Raw genomic sequence first — 19,236 nt, 5'->3', positions numbered from 1 at the left:
TCCACCCGCATTTTCTCTGGCCCGTTTCAATGTGGATCGTCAACGTAGCGCTTAAGCGGCCATACACGTTCATCGTGATGGCGATTCTGATCGTGCTGGCGACGCCCTTCGTGCTGTTCACCACGCCCGTCGACGTGCTGCCGGAAATCAACATACCGGTCGTCAGCATCATCTGGACGTACACCGGGCTGTCGGCCGAGGACATGGCCACCCGCATCACGTCGGTCAACGAGCGCAGTCTGACCACGACGGTCAACGACATCGAACATATCGAATCGCAGTCGCTGCCTGGCATCGCGATCCTGAAGGTGTTTCTGCAGCCGAACGCGAACATCCAGACGGCCATCGCGCAGACGGTCGCCGTCGAGCAGGCGCAGTTGAAGCAGATGCCGCCGGGCGCCACCGCGCCGCTCGTCATCAGTTACTCGGCTTCGAGTATTCCGGTGATCCAGCTCGGTCTGTCGAGTCCGAAGCTCTCCGAGCAGGACCTGAACGACACCGCGCTGAACTTCCTGCGTCCGCAACTCGTGACGATTCCAGGCGCTGCCGTGCCGTACCCGTATGGCGGCAAATCGCGGCTGATCTCGGTCGACCTCGATACGCGCGCGATGCTGGCCAAGGGCCTGACGCCGGCCGATGTGGTCAACGCGTTCAACGCGCAAAACCTGATTCTGCCCACCGGCACGGCCAAGATCGGGCCGAAGGAATACACGATCGACATGAACGGTTCGCCGCCGACGCTGGAAGGCCTCAACGATATTCCGGTGCGCACCGTCAACGGCGCGACGACCTATCTGCGTGAAGTCGCGCATGTGCGCGACGGCTTCTCGCCGCAGACCAACATCGTGCGGCAGAACGGCCATCGCGGCGTGCTGATGTCGGTGCTGAAGAACGGCAACGCGTCGACGCTGTCGATCGTCGATACGTTGAAAGGCCTGTTGCCAGCCGCGCGCGCCGCGCTGCCGCCGGATCTGCAGATCACCGCGCTGTTCGACCAGTCGGTGTTCGTGAAGGCGGCGGTGCAGGGCGTGGTGCGCGAGGCGCTGGTGGCCGCCGCGCTGACCGCCGCGATGATCCTGCTGTTCCTCGGCAACTGGCGCAGCACCTGCATCATCGCGATCTCGATTCCGCTGTCCATCCTGTCGTCGCTGATCGTGCTGCACGCGCTCGGGCAGACCATCAACATCATGACGCTGGGCGGTCTCGCGCTCGCGGTCGGGATCCTGGTGGACGACGCGACCGTGACGATCGAGAACATCGAGCGGCACCTGCACATGGGCACCAATCTGCACGACGCGATTCTCGACGGCGCCGGCGAAATCGCGGTGCCGGCGCTGGTGTCGACGCTGTGTATCTGCATCGTGTTCGTGCCGATGTTCTTCCTGACCGGCGTCGCGCGCTATCTGTTCGTGCCGCTCGCGGAAGCGGTGGTATTCGCGATGCTCGCGTCGTACATCCTGTCGCGTACGCTCGTGCCGACGCTCGCGATGCTGCTGATGGGCCACGCGCATAAGCCGAAGGCGGGCGCGAAACCGAATCCGTTCATGCGTCTGTATCACCGCTTCGACGCCGGCTTCGAGCGCATGCGCGCGGCTTACATCATGATCCTGAGCAGCCTGCTCGTGCGCCGCAAGGTGTTCGGCACGCTGTTCCTCGGTTTCTGCGTGCTGTCGATGGGCCTGTTTTTTGCGCTCGGCGAAGACTTCTTCCCGAGCGTCGACGCGGGCGACATCCGTCTGCACATGCGCGCGCCGACCGGCACGCGGATCGAGGAAACCGCGCGGCTCGCCGACGAGGTCGAGAAGGTGATCCGCGAAGTCGTGCCGCAGAGGGAACTGGGCACGATTCTCGACAACCTCGGTCTGCCGTATAGCGGCATCAACCTGTCGTACAGCAATGCGGGCACGATGGGCACGCTCGACGGTGAGATCCAGATCGCGTTGAACGAAGGCCACAAGCCGTCGCAGATCTACATGGACAAGCTGCGCACGATCCTGCCGCAGCGTTTCCCGGGCGTCGAGTTCTTCTTTCAGCCCGCCGATATCGTCACGCAGATCCTGAACTTCGGCCTGCCCGCCGCGGTGGACGTGCAGATCGCCGGCGCGAATCAGCAGGGCAACCTCGAGGTCGCGCGCAAATTGCTGAAGCAGGTGCGGCTGATTCCCGGCACCGTCGACACGCACATCCAGCAGAAGCTCGACGAACCGGTACTCGGTCTGCAGATGGACCGCACCCGCCTGCAACAACTGAACCTGACCGCAAACGACGTCGCGCAGAACGTGCTCGTTTCGCTGTCGGGCAGCTCGCAGACGTCGCCGGGCTTCTGGGTCAACAACAGGAACGGCGTCGAATACAGGGTTCAGGTGCAGACGCCGCAGTACCAGGTGTCGTCGATCGACGAACTGTTGCGCACCCCGGTGTCGGCCACGATGAACGGCCCGACGCAACTGCTCGGCAACCTCGTGCAGGTATCGCCGAAGAGCCAGTTCGCTGAGGTCTCGCACTACAACATCCGGCCGGTGATCGATCTGTATGTGAGCGTTGAAAAGCGCGATCTCGGCAGCGTCGCGAATCAGGTCGACAGGATCGTCAACGAGGTGCGCGGTACCTTGCCGCGCGGCAGCACGATCACCGTGCGCGGCCAGGTACAGACGATGCGCAGTTCGTTCTTTGGGCTCGGCATCGGCGTCGCGATGGCGATCGTGCTCGTGTATCTGCTGATCGTGGTGAACTTCCAGTCGTGGGTCGATCCGCTGATCATCGTCAGCGCGTTGCCGGCGGCGCTCGCGGGCATCATGTGGATGCTGTTCCTGACCGGCACCCATCTGAGCGTGCCGGCGTTGACCGGCGCGATCATGACGATGGGCGTCGCGACCGCGAACAGTATTCTGATGGTCGCGTTCGCGCGCCAGCGGCTTTCGGCCGGCGCGCCGCCGCTCACGGCCGCGCTCGAAGCCGGCGCGAGCCGGATCCGTCCGGTGCTGATGACCGCATTCGCGATGATCATCGGCATGATTCCGATGGCGCTCGGTCTCGGCGAAGGCGCCGAGCAGAATGCGCCGCTCGGCCGCGCGGTGATCGGCGGCTTGCTGTTCGCGACCGTGTCGACGCTGTTTTTCGTGCCGCTCGTGTTCGCGGGAATTCACTCGTGGCTCGCGCGCCGCCATCGCAACGGCGGCGGCGATGACGGTGGAAATGGCGGCGGCAACGGCGGCAATGGCGGTGGAACAGGCGGTGATCGCGGCCGAAGCAGCGGCCATAGCGACAGCCCCGCGCCTGAACACAGCAGTGCGGCGACGCCCGCGTAAAAGTTAAACGATGGTTGACTGAGATGACCGAAAAAACTCATGCATCGCTAGGGATCCCCACGCGGGAAACCGAACAAGGGGAGCACCTGCTGCCGCCGCGCCATCGCGAATGGCGGCACGCGAAGGTCGCGATCCTGATCGTGTTCGTACTGCTCGCGATAGGCACGCTGCGCACCGTGATCGCGAACGTGATGCAAAACCGCGAAGTCACGGCGACCGCGCAGCAGAACGCCACGCAGTACGTGAACGTCGTCACGCCGAAGCAGACCGACGGCGGCGGCAACACGCTGCTGCCGGGCACGTTGCGCGGCTATGTCGAGTCGCCGATCTATGCGCGCGCGACCGGTTATCTGCTGCACTGGTACGTCGATATCGGCGCGCGCGTGAAGCAGGGGCAATTGCTCGCCGAGCTCGATACGCCGGAAATCGACCAGGAACTCGCGCAGGCTCTGGCGCAGCGTCAGCAGATCAATTCGAGCCTCGCGCTCGCGAAGAGCTCGCTGGAGCGCTGGCAGCAGTTGCGTCAGCGCGATGCGGTCTCGCAACAGGAACTCGACGAACGGCAAAGCACCTACACGCAGGACCTCGCGAATCTCGCCGCGGCCGATGCGAACGTCAAGCGTCTGCAGCAGCTCGAATCGTTCAAGCGGATCGTCGCGCCGTTTGCCGGCGTGGTCACGCAGCGCAACGTCGACGTCGGCGATCTGATCGACGCGGGCAGCGGCACGAGCCGGGCGCTGTTCGCGCTCGCGCAGTCGGACCCGTTGCGCGTCTATGTGCAGTTGCCGCAGGCCTACGCGCAGAACGTCTCGGTCGGGCAGAAGGTCGTGGTCACGCAGGCCGAGCTGCCGGGCCAGCAGTTCAACGGCACGATCACGCATATCTCCGGTGCGATCGACGTGCCCACGCGTTCGCTGCAGATCGAAGTGACGCTGCCGAATCCCGACGCGAGGCTGCGCCCCGGCGCCTACGTGCAGGTCGAGGTGCCGGCCGCCGCGCACGAACGCCTGACGGTACCGGGCAACGCGTTGCTGTTTCGCGCGGAGGGTCCGCGTCTCGCGGTCGTCGATGCGAAGGGCAACGTGAGCCTGCACAAGGTCGTGATCGCCGTGGACCTCGGACAGCAGCTCGAAATCGAAAGCGGTATCTCGCCGACCGATCGCATCATCATCAATCCGAGCGACTCGATCGCCGACGGCGATCACGTTCAGGTGCAGCCGCTGCCGAAGAACGGCAAGGAGGCGTCGTGATGTTCGCGGCTTCCCGCCGGGCGCGCCCACGTGGCACCGCGTTCACCGCGCTGAGCGCTTGCGCCGGCGCGGCATTGCTCGCCGCCTGCACGGTGGGTCCCGACTATCAGCGTCCGCAGGCCGAGGTGCCGCCCGAATGGCGCACCGATTCGTTCTGGCGCGTCGCCGCGCCGTCGCATGCGCCGATTGCGCCGGACTGGTGGACGGGCTTCGCCGACCCGACGCTCGCGACGCTCGAAACCCAGGCGCTGGCGCAGAACCAGACGCTCGCCGCGGCGAGCGCGCACTACGAGCAGGCCAAGGCGACACTCGCGAACACCAGCGCGCAGCGCGTGCCGGAAGTCGATTTCTCGGCCCAGGCCTCGCGCTTTCGCATTTCGCACGACCGGCCGCTGACCAACTACGCGACACCGACTCAATCGACGGTACAGAACAACATCCAGCTCGGACCGACGCTCAGCTACGACACCGACCTGTTCGGCCGCATCCGTCGTGAGGTGGAGGGCGCGCAGGCGTCGGCCGAACAATCGGCGGACGATCTCGCGAACGCACGCCTCGTGCTGACGACCGATCTCGCCACCGACTACTTCTCGCTGCGTGAGCTCGACAACGAGATCGACGTGCTGAACCAGTCGGTGAAGCTGCAGCAGAAGGCGCTCGATTACGTGAACACCGAGCACGACCTCGGTTCGGTCTCGGGCCTCGACGTGCTGCAGCAGAAATCGCAGCTCGATGCGACGCGCGTGCAGGCGCAACTGCTGCTGAATCAGCGCGCGCAATTCGAGCATGCGATCGCCGCGCTGGTCGGCGTGCCGGCGCCGCAGTTTTCGATCGAGCCGAAGGTGCTCGACATCAAGCCGCCGACGGTGCCGCTCGGTGTGCCGAGCGACGTGCTGCAGCGGCGGCCCGACGTCGCGTCGGCGGAACGCGCGATGGCGGCCGCCAACGCGCAGATCGGCGTGGCCAAGGCCGCGTTCTTCCCGAGTTTGACGCTGACGCCGGGCATCGGCTGGGAGAGCACCGAGTTCGCCAATCTGCTGAGCGCGCCGACGCTGATGTGGACGCTCGGCGCGGCGGTCGGCCAGGTGATCTTCGACGGCGGGCGGCGCGCGGCCAACGTCAAGTTCGCGAGCGAGGGCTACAAGGCGACCGAGGCGAATTATCGGCAGACGGTACTGAGCGCGTTCCAGCAGGTGCAGGACGGCATCACCGGACTGTCGGTGCTCGATGGCGCGGCGAAGCAGTCGCGTGAGGCGGTCGAGGATGCGCAGCGGCTGCTGTCGCTCGCGAACGATCGCTATTCGGGCGGGCTCGTCGCGTATCTGAACGTGATCGACGCGCAGGAGTCGCTGCTGACGAGCGAGCGCACGGATGTGCAGATTCACGGGCAGCAGTTGACGCTGTCGGTGGCGCTGGTGAAGGCGCTGGGCGGCGGTTGGGATGGCGGCGCGCAAGGCAGTGCGATGGCCGCGAACGAGGCACATGCAACCGACGCTGCGGCGATGCCGCAGCAAGCGCCTGCCGGCGACGCGCAGCAGAAAGACATGCCGGCTCCGGCACGCTGAATCGCCGCGGCCGTGCTTCCATGCCGACGCAGTGGGGTCGGCGCGAAGAATCGAGGGCGTTCGTATAATGCAAGGTTGACAGCCATTAGTGGCGAGGACGCGAATGAAATTGCTGATTGTTGAAGACGAGCACAAGGTAGTGGACTACCTGCGCTCCGGTTTGACAGAGCAGGGCTGGGTCGTCGACGTCGCGCTCGACGGCGAGGAGGGCACGCATCTGGCCACCGAATTCGATTACGACGTGATCGTCCTCGACGTGATGCTGCCCAAGCGCGACGGCTTCAGCGTGCTGAAGGCGCTGCGCATGCGCAAGTCGACGCCGGTCATCATGCTGACCGCGCGCGACCACGTGAACGATCGCGTGCGCGGCCTGCGCGAAGGCGCCGACGACTACCTGACCAAACCGTTCTCGTTCCTCGAACTCGTCGAGCGCCTGCATGCGCTTGCGCGCCGCACGCGTTCGCAGGAGTCCACGCTGATTTCGGTCGGCGATCTGTTCGTCGATCTGATCGGCCGCCGCGCGACCCGCGACGGCGTGCGCCTCGACCTGACCGCGAAAGAGTTTCAACTGCTCAGCGTGCTCGCGCGCCGCCAGGGCGACATTCTGTCGAAGACCGCGATCACCGAGCTCGTATGGGACGTCAATTTCGACAGCCACACGAACGTCGTCGAAACCGCGATCAAGCGGCTGCGCGCGAAACTCGACGGCCCGTTCCCGTCGAAGCTGCTGCACACGGTGCGTGGCATGGGCTACGTGCTCGAAGTGCGCGAAGAGGCCGAGTCATCATGAACCGCTCGATTGCCCGCCGCCTTGCGTCGATGTTCGCGCTGGTGGCGCTGTTCGTTTTTACGCTCGTCGGCAGCGGGCTCTTTCTGGTGCTGCGCTCGCAGCTCGAACATCATCTGCGCGAGTCGCTCGACGATCGCACGCAGATCGCGCGCATCATCGTCTCTCACGCGGTGACGCCGGAAAAATGGCGGATGGCCCGCGAAAAACTCGCCGACATGACGCCGCACGACAGCAGCACCATGTACTCGGTGACGAGCGCGGAGCCGAACTTCCACTTCGGCACCCCGGTGCAGGGGGCCGTCAGGAAGAGCTGGCCCGGCGGCTACGCGCGCATCGCGCCAGAGGGCGGCGGCCCCGACATGCTGACCTCGACGGTGATCCTGCCCGCCAATGGCGCGCGGCCTGCGGTGCAGTTGCAGGTCGCGGCGAGCTATTCGCCGAACCTGCGCACGATGCGCGTGTTCGGCTCGGCACTCGCGGCGCTGTCGGCGCTCGGCAGTCTCGCGGTGCTGCTGCTCAGCTACTCGGTTACGCGCATCGGCCTCGCGCCGCTCACGCGTCTGACGCGCGACGCATCCGCGGTCAGCCCGAACAACCGCTCGCAGCGGCTCAATACCGCGTCCTTGCCGCTCGAACTGAACGATCTCGCCAACTCGTTCAACGGCGCGCTCGAACGGCTCGACGGCGCCTACGGCCGCCTCGAATCGTTCAACGCGGACGTCGCGCACGAACTGCGCACGCCGGTGACGATCCTGATCGGCCAGACGGAGGTCGCGCTGACGCGCAACCGCTCGGTCGACGATCTGCGTCACACGCTGCAATCGAACCTCGAAGAATTCGAGCGGATGCGCGCGATCATCAACGACATGCTGTTCCTCGCGCGCGCCGACCAGGGCGAACGCGCGACCGGCCTGATCGAGGTGTCGCTCGCGGCGGAAGTCGCGCATACGCTGGAGTTTCTGGAGATTCCGCTCGAAGAGGCGCGCGTGCATGCGAAGTTGCAGGGCGATGCGTACGCGCGCGTGAACCGCTCGCTATTCGGCCGCGCGTGCGCGAACCTGCTGATGAACGCGATCCAGCACTGCGAGCCGGGCGCGACGATCAGCGTGACGATCGCGCGCGGCGAAGGTGCGATGCGCGACCAGGTGCGCGTCGTCGTGGCGAATCCGGGGCAGCCGATCGCGCCGGACGTCCTCGAACATCTGTTCGACCGTTTTTATCGCGCGGAAGTCTCGCGCACCAATAGCCGTGAAAACCACGGCCTCGGACTCGCGATCGTTAAGGCGATCGCCGAGATGCATCGTGGCACCGTATCCGCGCACAGCGCGAACGGCATCAACACGTTCTCGTTTTCGGTGGCGGCGTCTGTGATCTCCACGTCCGGCGATATACCGGCCGCGCGTGCGAACGCGAGCGCGAATGCCAATACCAATGCGGCCGGCGTCGCCGCCGATACCGCCTACTCGTCGCTCGCGAAAGGCAAGTCGGCCTGAACCGGCAGGCGCGGCTTCAGCGCCTGTTCGCTGGCCGAGCTCAGCGTGCTGATGCGCACGCCCAATAGCCGCAGCTTGCGGTTCAACTGCACGCGTCGCAAACATTCGGTCGCGGCGCGGCGGATTTCGGTTGCGTCGGCGGTCGGTTCGTCGAGCGTCAGGTCGCGCGTGACGGTGCGGAAATCGTCGTAACGCAGCTTGATGCCGATCGTGCGGCCCACGTAGCCCTTGCGCACCAGATCGTCGGCGACCCGCACGCACAGCCCCGTAAACGCGCTGGATAACGCCGGCCGATCGTGACGCGGATGCAGATCGCGCTCGAACGTGGTCTCGCGGCTGATCGACTTCGGCTCCGATTCGACCACCACCGGCCGCTCGTCGTGACCCTGCGCGACTTCCATCAGCCACGCGGAATAGCTGCGCCCGAAATTGTCCTGCAACAGCCCGGCGTCGGCGGCGGCCAGATCGCCGACCGTCGCGAGGCCGAGCGCGGTCAGCTTCTCCGCCGCCTTCGGGCCGATGCCGTTGACCTTGCGCACCGGCAGCGGCCACACGCGCAGCGGAATGTCGGCCGGCGTGAGGATCGTCAGGCCGTCGGGCTTGTCGAGTTCGGAGCCGATCTTCGCGAGCAGCTTGTTCGGCGCGACGCAGATCGAACACGTGAGACCGGTGGCCTGATGAACGGCCTCCTTGATGCGCCGCCCGATGTCGGCCGCTTCGCCCGGCAGCTCGGTCAGGTCGATATAGATCTCGTCGATGCCGCGATCCTCGATGCGGTCCGTGAACGTCCGGACGGCCGCCTTGAAGAGGCGCGAGTAGTGGCGATACGAATCGAAGTCGGTCGGCAGCAGGATCGCGTCGGGCGCGAGCGCTGCGGCCTTCATCATGCCCATCGCCGAAAACACGCCGAGCGCGCGCGCCTCGTACGTCGAGGTGGTGACGACGCCGCGGCCCGCGTAATCGCGCAGCTTCGCGAAGCGCTTGCTGCCGTCTTCGAGCAGTTGCGGCGCGCTGTTGCGGCCGCCGCCGATCACCACCGCCCGGCCGCGCAGTTCCGGATAGCGCAGCAGTTCGACGGACGCGTAAAACGCGTCCATATCGAGGTGCGCGATGCGGCGGGATGGCGAATTCATGGGAATCGAAGCGGGCGATGGTAATGAACGAAAGCGGTGACGGCGCGCGTCGCGACGCCGCCAGGCCGTAATGGTACCTTGCCGGGCGCGCCACGGGTCGGGCTCGCCGCGGCTGGCCGCATGCGTGGCATTCAACGCAATGTTGAAAAAGCGGCTCCAGTAACTATTCTTCACACTGAAATCCGCAGGTTGCGTGGCGGGTCCACGCGGGTCCGCGACCGCTGCAGCCGATTTCGCCGCGACCGTTCACCACCGGGCTCGACAGATGATCAAGCGCATGTCGCTGATTTCGGCGTATATCGCACTCGGCTGCGCCGCAACGGTGCTGCCGGTCCTGATCAGCATCTATATCGCGAACGAAGACGTCGGCCGCCGCGAGCAGAGAGACTTGAACCTTTACGCGGAAAAGGCCGTGATGCGCACGGAACTGGTCACGTATCAGGGCTTTGCCGCGATCGCGGACCTGCAGGCCGAGCACGCCGAGCCGTGCTCGCCGGAATATCTGAGACGGGCTGCCCACGTGATCTTCAACTACCGCTACGTGCGGGACGCGGGCGCGTACGGCGACGGGCGCTATCTTTGCTCGCCGCTATTGGGCGACGTTCGCGCGCAGGATGTCGAACTGCCGCCGCCGCGCTGGCGCAGCAACGACGGCTACCTGATCTGGTTTCAGCAAAAGAATCCGCTCAGCGACTTGCGCGAGGATATCCAGATCGGGCGCAACGGCGAGTACGTGTCGATCGATCCGCAGTCATATGTCGATGTGATGGACCCAGCGGGACGGCCAATCGCTACGATCAACACGGAGATAAATTCGATCGTTGCACTGTCGACCGGCGCGGACGCCGACGAGATGCTGCATGCATGGAAGCAGGCGGGGCGCGTCGATAGCGATGAATGGAACTACGCGGTGGCACGCTCGGAGACGCGCGCTCTCGGTGTCGTCGTCAAAGGCCGGCGCACCAGCCTGCTCAGGGACTGGCCCGGCCTGCTGGCGACGTGGCTATCCATCGGCGTCGCGATGGGCGCCGCGTTCGGCTGGTTCGCATTCAAACGGATCTCGCGGCAGGTGTCGTTAGAGGCCTCGCTCGAATGGGCGATCTCGCAGAGAACCATCGACGTCGTCTATCAGCCGATCATGAATCTCGCGACCAGTGAATGCGTCGGCGTCGAAGCGCTGGCCAGATGGAATCTGAACGGACGCGATATCTCGCCGAATATCTTCGTTGCATTGGCCGAACAGCACGGCCTGATCCAGTCGCTGACCGACCTCGTGTTCGATGAAGCGCTCGAGGATCTGACAGAGCTATTGCGTTCGCGGCCGTCGTTCTACGTGTCGATCAACGTCAGCGGCGAGGATCTGCGCACGCCGCGCTTTCTGAACCTGATCAACGCGAGGCTCGCCGGAACCGGCCTGCGTCCCGCGCAAATCAGGATCGAAGCGACCGAGCGCAGTTTTCTGAACGCCGATGTGACCCGGCAGACGATCGCGGCCTTCCGAAGCGCCGGCCACCCGGTCTATATCGACGATTTCGGCACCGGCTATTCGAGCCTCGCCTATTTGCAAACCTTCATGATCGACGTGCTGAAGATCGACAAATCGTTCGTCGACACGATCGCCCAGGACGCGGCGTCGAGCATCGTCGCGCCGCATATCATCGAGATGGCGCACGAATTGGGGGTGGAAATCGTCGCGGAGGGGATCGAGCGCAGCGAGCAGGTCGAGTATCTGGTGCGCCGGGGCGTTCAGTTCGGGCAGGGGTGGCTGTTCGCGAAGGCGATGCGGCGCGAGGAACTGCTCGCGTGGCTCGAGGCGCGCCGCGCGTCGCACGCGCCGGCGCAGCCCGCGATCCAGTAGTTCGGCGCCCGGCCGGGCCGGGCGCGATGCGCTTACTGCTTGATGCCTTCGGCCTGGATATGCAGCGTGGTCTTCATGTTGAAGCCGTACGCCTTGCCGAAGTCGATGCCGAAATCGTCGCGATTGAACGTCGCGACCGATTCGGTGCCGCACACTTCGCGCTTGAGCATCGGGTGCTGGATGCACTTGAACGATTCGATCTTCAGGTTGACCGGCTTGGTGACGCCGTGCAGCGTCAGCGTGCCGATCACTTCGACCGGCTTGTCGCCGTCGAAGCGGATCTGCGTGCCCTTGTAGGTCGCGGTCGGGAACTTCGCGGTGTCGAAGAACTTGTCGCCGACCAGCTCCTCGTTGAGCTTGTCGTTGCCGATGCCGACCGAGCTCAGATCGATCGTCGCCTCGACCGTGCCGGTCTTCGCCGCGCGATCGAGCACGACGGTGCCGTTGGCTTTCTGGAACTTGCCGCGCCAGATCGACAGGCCGCCGAAGTGGTCGGTCTCGAAGCTCGGCGACGTGTGCGTCGGATCGAGCAGATAGGTCTCGGCGGCAGCCATCGCGTTGAACGAGCATGCGGCGGCGAGCGCGCCGGCGGCGAGCAGGAGGGATTTCTTCAAGTTGGACTCCAGGGGTCTAAAGGTAATGCGGTGCTGCTGTGTTGAACGTTATTTCTTTGCCGCGACCAGGTGAAATTTGATGACGACTTCGTCGGCGACCACCGACGTGTCCTTCCATTCGCCGGTGCCGACGTCGAACTGCGTGCGCTTGATCGGCAGCGAGCCGTCGAAGGTTTGCGTGGCGCCCTGGCTCGCGATCACGACCGGCACGACGACCGTTTGCGATTTGCCCTTGATCGTCAGCTTGCCGGTCACCTTGTACTGGTTGCCGCCGGCCGGCGCGATCGAGCTCGACACGAAGGTCGCGCTCGGGAACGCGCCGCTGTCGAACCATTCCTTGCCTTGCGCCTGCTTGTTGTAGTCGTCGGCGCCGAGGTCGTAGCTTCCGGTGTCGATCGACACGTTGGCGCTGCCCGCGGCGGGCTTCGCCGGATCGAAGTTCAGTTGCGCGGAGAACTTCCTGAACTTGCCGTCGACCGGCACGTTCATCTGTTTGGTCGTCGCGATGACGCTGCTTTTCGCGAGGTCGACGTCGGCGTGCGCGAGGTTCGCGCCGATGAGCGCAAGCGCCGCGAAAGAAGCGAGCGCCGCGCGATGAGCGGAGAGATAAAAGGGTGTCTTCATGATGGTACGCATCCTATCCGAGCTTCGCGGCCTGATTGCACACCGCGAGGAATTTGATTGCCAACCAGTCGTAACCAATCGACAGGCGTTATGCCTTTCTTCAAGCTGTCATGTCGTTATGCATGGGGCTTCAGAAACGGCACCATGCGCGCGAGCAAGCCGTCGCGATCGACGAACTGATGCTTGAGCGCCGCGAGCACATGCATCAGCACGAGCGCGAGCAGCGTGTAATTGAGCAGCACGTGCACGGTGCGCAGCGTGGCCTTCAGCGCCTGATCGGGACCGATGATGGTCGGCAGCGGCACGATGCCCAGATACACGACCTGAATGCCGGCCGCCGAGCTGTAGAAGTAGCCGGACAGCGGAATCGCGAGCATCAGCAGATACAGCAGGCCGTGCACCAGATGCGCGGCGGCCCTCTGCCACAAGGGCGTCGCGGCATCGAGCGCGGGCGCGCGGTGCGTCGCGCGCCACAGCACGCGCAGCAGCGCGAGCGCGAACACGGTCACGCCGATCCATTTGTGCCACGAGAAGTATTTGAGCTTCGTCGGCGTGAAGCCTGGGATATCCGTCATGATCCAGCCGATGTAGAAGCCGCCGATCATCAGCGCGGCGATCAGCCAGTGCAGCGCGATTGCGGCGCCGTGGTAGCGCGTGGGAGCGTGAGCGTGTGTTCGCATCGTGGTTTGTCTGTTGCTGGCGAGTAGCCGTGTGGGAATGCGGATGGTAGGGAGGTCAATAGAAACTGAATAGGGGGTGCGCGGGAACAGATTGTTTCCTCGTTGATGTTAATTGTGTTGAAAGACATGCGCGTGGCAACGCACGCCGGCTGCTATGGCCCGGTTGCTGCGACAACCGCTGTGGTAACTTGTTGCGCCGAAATAACAAGGTTGCGCGTGCTTTGCGCGGCCATCGACCCAACCCATTGTCAGGGCTCAAGCTGTGAATCCTGTTTTTCTTTCCTGGGGCATTGCCGTGCTCGCCACCGCCGGGGTGATCACCCGGCCGTTCAAATGGCCCGAAGCCGTGTGGGCCGTCGCGGGCGCGGTGCTGCTCGTCGTGCTCGGGCTGTTGCCCTTGCATCTCGCGATCGAAGCGATCGGCAAGGGCACGGACGTCTATCTGTTCCTGATCGGCATGATGCTGCTATCCGAAGTCGGCCGCCGCGAAGGGCTGTTCGACTGGGTCGCGGTGCTCGCGGTCAATCATGCGCGCAGTTCGCCGCGCAAGCTGTTCGTGCTCGTGTATCTGTTCGGCGTGGTGATCACCGCGTTTCTTTCCAACGACGCCACCGCCGTCGTGCTGACACCCGCCGTGTTCGCGGCGGCGAAGAAAGCGAAGACGCCGCCGCTGCCGCTGCTGTTCGTCTGCGCGTTCGTCGCCAATGCGGCGAGCTTCGTGCTGCCGATTTCGAATCCGGCCAATATCGTGCTGTACGGCAATCACACGCCGCCGCTGGGACCGTGGATGCTGCGCTTCGCGCTGCCGTCGGTGCTGTCGATCGGCGCGACCTTCGTGATGCTGCGCTGGACGCAACGCGACGCGCTCGCTGGCGTCTGCGAGGCGAATCTCGACGCGGTCGAGCTGTCGGCAAGCGGCAAGGTCGCCCTCGCGGGCATCGCGGTGACGGCCGGCGCGCTGCTGACGGTCTCCGCGTACGACATCCAGCTCGGCATGCCCACCGCGATCCTCGGCACGCTGACCGCGCTCGTCGTGCTGATCAAGGAGCGCAAATCACCGCTGCCGATGATCCGCGAAATTTCGTGGAACGTGTTGCCGCTCGTCGCCGGGCTGTTCGTGCTGGTCGAGATGCTCGATCACACCGGCGTGATCAGCACGTTCGCGGGTGCGCTGCGGCGCGCGACCGAACACAACGAAATGGAAGCGGCCGCGTGGGCTGGCACGAGCATCGCGGCGCTCAGCAATCTGATCAACAACCTGCCGTCCGGACTGATCGCGAGTTCGACCGTGATGCAGGCGCAGAGCCCGGAACGGGTGATCGACGCGTTCCTGATCGGCGTCGACCTCGGCCCGAACCTGTCGATCAGCGGCTCGCTCGCGACCATCCTGTGGCTCAACGCGATTCGCCGCGAAGGCGAAGACGTCGGCTTCATGAAGTTCCTGAAGGTCGGCGTGCTGGTGATGGTGCCCGCGCTCGTGCTGGCGCTTGGGGCACGGATTCTAACGGGCTGACGGGACGCCGGACCGGCCCTCGATCCGCGGGCTCGCGCGGGAGCCGACGCGTGTCGCGCCGGCGAGCTGGTCCAGTTGCGCGCCGACCGAGCGCAGCCTCGCTTCGAGGTGAGCGACGCGCTGACGTTGCGCGGGCACCATCGACGACCGGTTCAACGCATGCAGCCGGCGATGCCAGTACGACAGCGGAAAGCGGTCGCGCGCTGAAAGCGCATTGAAAACGACTTCGAGGTGGGCAATTTCCCTGTCGATATCTTGGTAACTCATCGCAAAGGTCCAGGAAAAGATTGGGGATAGAGGCGCGCGAACCTAAAAAGGGAGCAAGCTCCGTTCCATCCCGCCTTAATCTAGTCAAAATCAGCCGTGACGGCGCGAAGCGCCAGATCGGGCGCGCGCCTCGCGCGCTGCGCGATGGTAAGAAGCGGCAAACTCCATGCAAGCTTTACGCGCGACGCCCCACGCGCCGCGGCGGCGCTCTACCTTTCAACCAGACAACGGGAATTCACCAGGCGTGCGCGCCAGGCGCGTGTCCTATGCTGAGTCAACGGCGTGGCCCGGCCGTGGGCGATCGGAACCGCCCGCGCGAGGACCCTGAACGCATTTTCAATGCGGCACGATCACCAGCGGTTGCGCATAGCTGACCGTCGGTGCGGGCACCACCGCATAGTTGGGCGCGGGCGGCACGACCGCGGCGGCCGAGGAGTTCGCCGGTTGTACGGGCGGCGCCGCGACGATGGTCGCGGCCGCCACCGGAACGGCGACAGGCGGCGCCGACACGTACACGGGATTGATCGGCACCGGGTAGTAGACCGGCCGCGGCGGCGGCGCGTAGACCACGGCGGCGGGCAGATACACGACGACTCTCGCGTAGGCAGCGGAAGAACAGGCGAGACCGATGGCGGTGAAAGTCGAGGCACAGGCGAGGCGGATACTCATTTGGGACTCCTGATGCGGGAAAGCCGACGGACGGCAGACGGAACGATACGCAGCAGGCCCGCGAAACGAAACCGCAAACTCATTTCATTCGATGTCACGCTGCACCGGCACCCGGCGCCGTGACATGATTCGACATGATTCTTGAATTGCGATCGCGTGGCGTCTGACCAAGAATTCGGCCTGTCATCGAAACGGATCGCGGCACCCAGCCAGGCGACGGTCGATGTTCCAACCGAAGGAGTCAGTCATGAAGAAGTTGCTCGCCACCGTGCTGCTGTGCTGCGCGTCCACCGTCACGTTCGCTCAGGCCGCCGCGCCGCAAGGTATCAGCCAGCAGCGCATGGAGCGCATGGAGCAGCAGTTGCAGATGCGCTTTTCAACCGCGAACACCACGCACGACGGCAAGCTGACCCGCGACCAGGCGGCGGCTGGCATGCCGATGCTCGCGCGTCATTTCGATGAGATCGACACGCAGAAGGCCGGCTACATCACGCTGCCGCAGATCGAGGCGTTCATGCAGGAACGCGGCGCCGCACACTGAGCGGCTCGGACAGGAGCATTCGAATGGAACGCCCCGCCAGGATCATCGTGCTCGACGACGAAGCCGAGCTGCGCAACATGCTGCTGCGCTTCCTGCGCGGTCACGGTTTCGACGTGCGCGCGGCCGAAGACGGCAAGCGTCTGAACCGCTACCTGGAGCGCGAGCCGTTCGATCTGCTGATCCTCGATCTGATGATCGGCGAAGAGGACGGCCTCGAGATCTGCGCGAAGCTGCGCGCGCAAGGGCAGACCTTGCCGATCCTGATGCTGACCGCGAAGGGCGATCCGCTCGATCGCGTGACCGGCCTCGAAACCGGCGCCGACGACTACCTCGCGAAACCGTTCCTGCCGCGCGAGCTGGTGGCGCGAATCAACGCGCTGCTGCGCCGCCAGAAGATGGCCGCCGGCGACGTCACGGTGACCTCGCAGCGCGTGCGTTTCGGCGACTTCACGCTCGACGTCGGCAAGCAGGAGCTATCGCGCGCGGGTGAGCCGCTCGAGATTCATTCCGCGCAGATGCTGCTGCTGGTCGCGCTCGCGTCGTCGCCGAATCGCGCGGTGAGCCGCGACAATCTGCTCGCGCGAGCGCGAGGGCGCGACCATGACGCGCTCGATCGCAGCATCGACGTGCAGGTGCTGCGGCTGAGGCAGATCGTCGAGGACGACCCGTCGAAGCCGCGTTTCATTCGTACCGTCTGGGGCGTCGGCTATATGCTCGTCGCCGATGTGGAATCATGATGCGCTCACTGTCACGCGGGCTGCTGCCGCGCACGCTGCTCGCGCGCAACATCGCGCTGTTGATCGCGCTCGTGATGCTGAGCCAGATCTGCTCGATCGTCGTGCTGCTGCATTACGTGCAGCGGCCGCGCGTCGAGCGCGCGGCGGCCGTGTTCGCGACCTACGTGACGACGCTCGACAACCTGCTCGCGGCCACTCCGCCCGCCTCGCGCGCGGCGCTGACCGCGCGTCTCGACGCGCGCGAGCAGTTGCCGCCCGAAGCGACCGACACACCGCCGCACGATCTGTTGCACGCGTATCGCACCTATCAGCGCGGCGTGTTCATCGACAGCCTGCAGAAGCACCTGCCCGCGGATATGCCCGCACGCTGGCAGACCGAGGGCGCTCAGCGGCTGTGGATTCGCATGCATGGATCGCTTGCCGGCGCCGGCAACGCGGCGGGTTTGGCGAGCGCGCCGTACTGGATTGCGCTGCCGGTTCCCGAGGACGCGCAGGGCAGCGGCCTCGAAGCGGCGATCTTTCTGTCGTTGGGTCTCGGCGTGCTCGCCGCGCTCGCCGGCTACGCGATCCAGCTGCATCTGAATGAACCCTTGCACGAGCTCACGCAAGCGGCGCGGCGCGTAAGCGCCGGCGATCTGCCCGCGCCGCTGCCGACCGACGGCCCCGCAGAAATCGCCGCCGTGGGCAGCGCTTTCAATCAGATGACGCGCGCGTTACAGGACGCCGAAGCGACGCGTGCGTTGATGCTCGCGGGCATCTCGCACGACATCCGTACGCCGTTGACGAAGCTGCGCCTGTCGATGGCGATGGCGATGCCGCAGGGGGCCGACAGCAGCTTCGTGATCGCCGCCGAATCGTATCTGGATCAGATCGAGACGATCCTGCAGCAGTTCATGGACTACGCGGGCAGCGGCGAGCGCGAGGAAGTGCAGCCCGGCGATCTGAATGCGCTGATCGAACGGCTCGCGGGCGACTTCGCTGGGCTCGGGCACGAGTTCGAACTGTCGCTGGGCAGTTTGCCGGCGGTTCCCTATCGGCCGGTCAGCATGATGCGGCTGCTGATGAACCTGATGCAGAACGCGATCGTCTACGGCGGCAGCGGGCTTGCAGTACGCACGTGGGCGAAGCAGGACACGGTGACCGTCGCGGTCGCCGATCGCGGCAAGGGTTTGACGGCAGAGGAACTGGAAAAGCTGAAGGCGCCGTTCCAGCGCGGCCGCAATGCGCGTGCGCACAGCGGCGGCACGGGGCTGGGGCTGTCGATCGTCGAGCGGATCGCACGGCTGCACGGCGGCGGCCTGCAGTTTCATCCGCGCGAAGGGGGCGGCCTCGAAGTGTGGGTCGTATTGCCGGTCAAGGCGGCATAACCGCGCAACGGAGGGAGGGTGCGGTGTTGTTGCCGCTCACTCGCGATCGAGCCACGCGTCGAGCCCAACGCGAAACGCGACGCCCGCGATCACCGGCACGGTCAGCATCAGGATGATGCCGAAGTTCGGGATCTCGTCGCCGTACATGATCGGGTTGTACAGCACGACGCCCGACACGATCGCGAACATCGCCACGCCAATGGCGACCATCAGGAGATTGCGCACGGACAGGGACAGCGTCTTGCGCTTCGGCTTGTTGTTCGTGTCGTGAGCGCCGGGTGCTTCGTCGTGTTGGGCAGGCATGATGGTTCTCGTGGCAAAAGATGCGGCATCGGAAGCGGCCGCGGTGGATACCGCGCCCGGCATCATACCCGCGCGCACGGCTGATGCAGTTGGCCGCGCCGTCGCGGGTACCCATCCTTACCCACAATATATGCCATTCCAGGCCACGATTTCAGGCGTCGGCTTGCGGCCCCGCCGAAGGCGCCGCGTGCGCGCACGATGCCGATGCGAGCGCGCAAGCGCTCAGGCCGAGCTCGTCGAGAATCGCGCTCATCAAGCCGGTGCGGCGCCATTGCAGCCACCTGATGTAGCACGTCTGCGACGGCGGAAACGTGCCGGGCAGCCGATGCCATTTCTCGTTGCGCGTGACGATCCACAGAATCGCGTCCAGAATCTCGCGCGGAGGACGCGCGGGCCGGCCCAAACGTTTCTTCGGGTTCTGCTGGAACAGATGACTGATGCGCGCCCACGCGTCATCGGAAAGAGGAAGATCTAACATGCCGCCAACGCCTAACTGACCGGTTCCCGGCGATCTTACGGTTTGG

At 65.2% G+C, this 19,236-nt stretch carries 18 protein-coding genes; 10 read left to right on the top strand and 8 right to left on the bottom strand.

Features of this window, described 5'->3' with window-relative positions:
- Positions 1 to 29 precede the first annotated feature (29 nt).
- The 5 genes from AB3X89_RS25710 (at position 30) to AB3X89_RS25690 (ending at position 8,406) form a co-directional block, all read left to right on the top strand.
- The gene (locus AB3X89_RS25710; RefSeq protein ID WP_368585802.1) at positions 30 to 3,308 is read left to right on the top strand and encodes an efflux RND transporter permease subunit; all 3,279 of its coding nucleotides are present in this window, start codon (positions 30 to 32) and stop codon (positions 3,306 to 3,308) included.
- A 23-nt stretch (positions 3,309 to 3,331) separates the two neighbouring features.
- Positions 3,332 to 4,558: an efflux RND transporter periplasmic adaptor subunit gene (locus AB3X89_RS25705; RefSeq protein ID WP_368585801.1), complete on the top strand. Its 1,227-nt coding sequence runs from the start codon at positions 3,332 to 3,334 to the stop codon at positions 4,556 to 4,558.
- Positions 4,558 to 6,123: an efflux transporter outer membrane subunit gene (locus AB3X89_RS25700; RefSeq protein WP_368585800.1), complete on the top strand. Its 1,566-nt coding sequence runs from the start codon at positions 4,558 to 4,560 to the stop codon at positions 6,121 to 6,123. The genes AB3X89_RS25705 and AB3X89_RS25700 overlap by 1 nt, the downstream gene beginning before the upstream one ends.
- A 103-nt stretch (positions 6,124 to 6,226) precedes the next feature.
- Positions 6,227 to 6,913, top strand: a complete 687-nt coding sequence (locus AB3X89_RS25695; protein ID WP_013091374.1) for a heavy metal response regulator transcription factor — start codon at positions 6,227 to 6,229, stop codon at positions 6,911 to 6,913.
- Positions 6,910 to 8,406 carry a heavy metal sensor histidine kinase gene (locus AB3X89_RS25690; RefSeq protein WP_368585799.1) on the top strand — a complete coding sequence of 499 codons (1,497 nt, stop codon included), beginning with the start codon at positions 6,910 to 6,912 and terminating at the stop codon, positions 8,404 to 8,406. Before AB3X89_RS25695 ends, AB3X89_RS25690 begins: the two co-directional genes overlap by 4 nt.
- Here AB3X89_RS25690 and dinB read toward each other — a convergent pair.
- Positions 8,373 to 9,539 carry a DNA polymerase IV gene (gene dinB, locus AB3X89_RS25685; RefSeq protein WP_368585798.1) on the bottom strand — a complete coding sequence of 389 codons (1,167 nt, stop codon included), beginning with the start codon at positions 9,537 to 9,539 and terminating at the stop codon, positions 8,373 to 8,375. The two genes, AB3X89_RS25690 and dinB, sit on opposite strands and share 34 nt — an antisense overlap.
- A gap of 277 nt (positions 9,540 to 9,816) precedes the next feature.
- Between dinB and AB3X89_RS25680 the strand changes: the two genes are divergently transcribed.
- Positions 9,817 to 11,397 carry an EAL domain-containing protein gene (locus AB3X89_RS25680; protein ID WP_368585797.1) on the top strand — a complete coding sequence of 527 codons (1,581 nt, stop codon included), beginning with the start codon at positions 9,817 to 9,819 and terminating at the stop codon, positions 11,395 to 11,397.
- Between the two features lie 32 nt (positions 11,398 to 11,429).
- Here the strand turns inward: AB3X89_RS25680 and AB3X89_RS25675 are convergent, their stop codons facing one another.
- The 3 genes from AB3X89_RS25675 to AB3X89_RS25665 form a co-directional block, all read right to left on the bottom strand.
- Positions 11,430 to 12,011 (bottom strand): YceI family protein, encoded by a 582-nt coding sequence (locus AB3X89_RS25675; protein WP_368585796.1) that lies wholly within the window; start codon positions 12,009 to 12,011, stop codon positions 11,430 to 11,432.
- 48 nt (positions 12,012 to 12,059) lie between these two features.
- Positions 12,060 to 12,635: a YceI family protein gene (locus AB3X89_RS25670; protein WP_368585795.1), complete on the bottom strand. Its 576-nt coding sequence runs from the start codon at positions 12,633 to 12,635 to the stop codon at positions 12,060 to 12,062.
- Between the two features lie 116 nt (positions 12,636 to 12,751).
- The gene (locus AB3X89_RS25665) at positions 12,752 to 13,315 is read right to left on the bottom strand and encodes a cytochrome b (protein ID WP_368585794.1); all 564 of its coding nucleotides are present in this window, start codon (positions 13,313 to 13,315) and stop codon (positions 12,752 to 12,754) included.
- A gap of 262 nt (positions 13,316 to 13,577) precedes the next feature.
- Between AB3X89_RS25665 and AB3X89_RS25660 the strand changes: the two genes are divergently transcribed.
- Complete coding sequence (locus AB3X89_RS25660; RefSeq protein ID WP_368585793.1) at positions 13,578 to 14,828, top strand: arsenic transporter; 1,251 nt, start codon at positions 13,578 to 13,580, stop codon at positions 14,826 to 14,828.
- Here AB3X89_RS25660 and AB3X89_RS25655 read toward each other — a convergent pair.
- Both AB3X89_RS25655 and AB3X89_RS25650 read right to left on the bottom strand, forming a co-directional pair.
- Entirely contained in the window at positions 14,817 to 15,095 is a 279-nt protein-coding gene (locus tag AB3X89_RS25655; protein ID WP_368585792.1) for a hypothetical protein, read from the bottom strand. The two genes, AB3X89_RS25660 and AB3X89_RS25655, sit on opposite strands and share 12 nt — an antisense overlap.
- A gap of 336 nt (positions 15,096 to 15,431) precedes the next feature.
- Complete coding sequence (locus tag AB3X89_RS25650) at positions 15,432 to 15,764, bottom strand: hypothetical protein (protein WP_368585791.1); 333 nt, start codon at positions 15,762 to 15,764, stop codon at positions 15,432 to 15,434.
- Between the two features lie 247 nt (positions 15,765 to 16,011).
- On the opposite strand from AB3X89_RS25650, the gene AB3X89_RS25645 reads away from it, so the two are divergent.
- The 3 genes from AB3X89_RS25645 to AB3X89_RS25635 are packed head-to-tail and all read left to right on the top strand — an operon-like array spanning position 16,012 to position 18,409.
- Complete coding sequence (locus tag AB3X89_RS25645) at positions 16,012 to 16,305, top strand: EF-hand domain-containing protein (RefSeq protein WP_368585790.1); 294 nt, start codon at positions 16,012 to 16,014, stop codon at positions 16,303 to 16,305.
- A 23-nt stretch (positions 16,306 to 16,328) separates the two neighbouring features.
- Complete coding sequence (locus tag AB3X89_RS25640; protein WP_368585789.1) at positions 16,329 to 17,042, top strand: response regulator; 714 nt, start codon at positions 16,329 to 16,331, stop codon at positions 17,040 to 17,042.
- A complete protein-coding gene (locus AB3X89_RS25635) occupies positions 17,039 to 18,409 on the top strand; it encodes an ATP-binding protein (protein ID WP_368585788.1) in 1,371 nt (456 codons plus the stop codon). Before AB3X89_RS25640 ends, AB3X89_RS25635 begins: the two co-directional genes overlap by 4 nt.
- Positions 18,410 to 18,445: 36 nt before the next feature.
- On the opposite strand, the gene AB3X89_RS25630 is transcribed toward AB3X89_RS25635, so the two are convergent.
- Together AB3X89_RS25630 and AB3X89_RS25625 are read right to left on the bottom strand one after the other, a co-directional pair.
- Positions 18,446 to 18,712, bottom strand: a complete 267-nt coding sequence (locus AB3X89_RS25630) for a hypothetical protein (RefSeq protein WP_368585787.1) — start codon at positions 18,710 to 18,712, stop codon at positions 18,446 to 18,448.
- 151 nt (positions 18,713 to 18,863) lie between these two features.
- The gene (locus AB3X89_RS25625) at positions 18,864 to 19,190 is read right to left on the bottom strand and encodes a transposase (RefSeq protein ID WP_368585786.1); all 327 of its coding nucleotides are present in this window, start codon (positions 19,188 to 19,190) and stop codon (positions 18,864 to 18,866) included.
- Positions 19,191 to 19,236 lie beyond the last annotated feature (46 nt).

The organism is Paraburkholderia sp. BR14320, assembly GCF_040948665.1.
In the GTDB taxonomy this organism is placed as follows: domain Bacteria; phylum Pseudomonadota; class Gammaproteobacteria; order Burkholderiales; family Burkholderiaceae; genus Paraburkholderia; species Paraburkholderia youngii.
This window is presented reverse-complemented; position numbering and strand designations above follow the sequence as displayed.

Coding starts and splice junctions, on each gene's coding strand:
- AB3X89_RS25710 (WP_368585802.1), top strand. CDS start 30: ATGTGGATCGTCAACGTAGCGCTTAAGCGGCCATACACGTTCATCGTG.
- AB3X89_RS25705 (WP_368585801.1), top strand. CDS start 3,332: ATGACCGAAAAAACTCATGCATCGCTAGGGATCCCCACGCGGGAAACC.
- AB3X89_RS25700 (WP_368585800.1), top strand. CDS start 4,558: ATGTTCGCGGCTTCCCGCCGGGCGCGCCCACGTGGCACCGCGTTCACC.
- AB3X89_RS25695 (WP_013091374.1), top strand. CDS start 6,227: ATGAAATTGCTGATTGTTGAAGACGAGCACAAGGTAGTGGACTACCTG.
- AB3X89_RS25690 (WP_368585799.1), top strand. CDS start 6,910: ATGAACCGCTCGATTGCCCGCCGCCTTGCGTCGATGTTCGCGCTGGTG.
- dinB (WP_368585798.1), bottom strand. CDS start 9,539: ATGAATTCGCCATCCCGCCGCATCGCGCACCTCGATATGGACGCGTTT.
- AB3X89_RS25680 (WP_368585797.1), top strand. CDS start 9,817: ATGTCGCTGATTTCGGCGTATATCGCACTCGGCTGCGCCGCAACGGTG.
- AB3X89_RS25670 (WP_368585795.1), bottom strand. CDS start 12,635: ATGAAGACACCCTTTTATCTCTCCGCTCATCGCGCGGCGCTCGCTTCT.
- AB3X89_RS25665 (WP_368585794.1), bottom strand. CDS start 13,315: ATGCGAACACACGCTCACGCTCCCACGCGCTACCACGGCGCCGCAATC.
- AB3X89_RS25655 (WP_368585792.1), bottom strand. CDS start 15,095: ATGAGTTACCAAGATATCGACAGGGAAATTGCCCACCTCGAAGTCGTT.
- AB3X89_RS25650 (WP_368585791.1), bottom strand. CDS start 15,764: ATGAGTATCCGCCTCGCCTGTGCCTCGACTTTCACCGCCATCGGTCTC.
- AB3X89_RS25645 (WP_368585790.1), top strand. CDS start 16,012: ATGAAGAAGTTGCTCGCCACCGTGCTGCTGTGCTGCGCGTCCACCGTC.
- AB3X89_RS25640 (WP_368585789.1), top strand. CDS start 16,329: ATGGAACGCCCCGCCAGGATCATCGTGCTCGACGACGAAGCCGAGCTG.
- AB3X89_RS25635 (WP_368585788.1), top strand. CDS start 17,039: ATGATGCGCTCACTGTCACGCGGGCTGCTGCCGCGCACGCTGCTCGCG.
- AB3X89_RS25630 (WP_368585787.1), bottom strand. CDS start 18,712: ATGCCTGCCCAACACGACGAAGCACCCGGCGCTCACGACACGAACAAC.
- AB3X89_RS25625 (WP_368585786.1), bottom strand. CDS start 19,190: ATGTTAGATCTTCCTCTTTCCGATGACGCGTGGGCGCGCATCAGTCAT.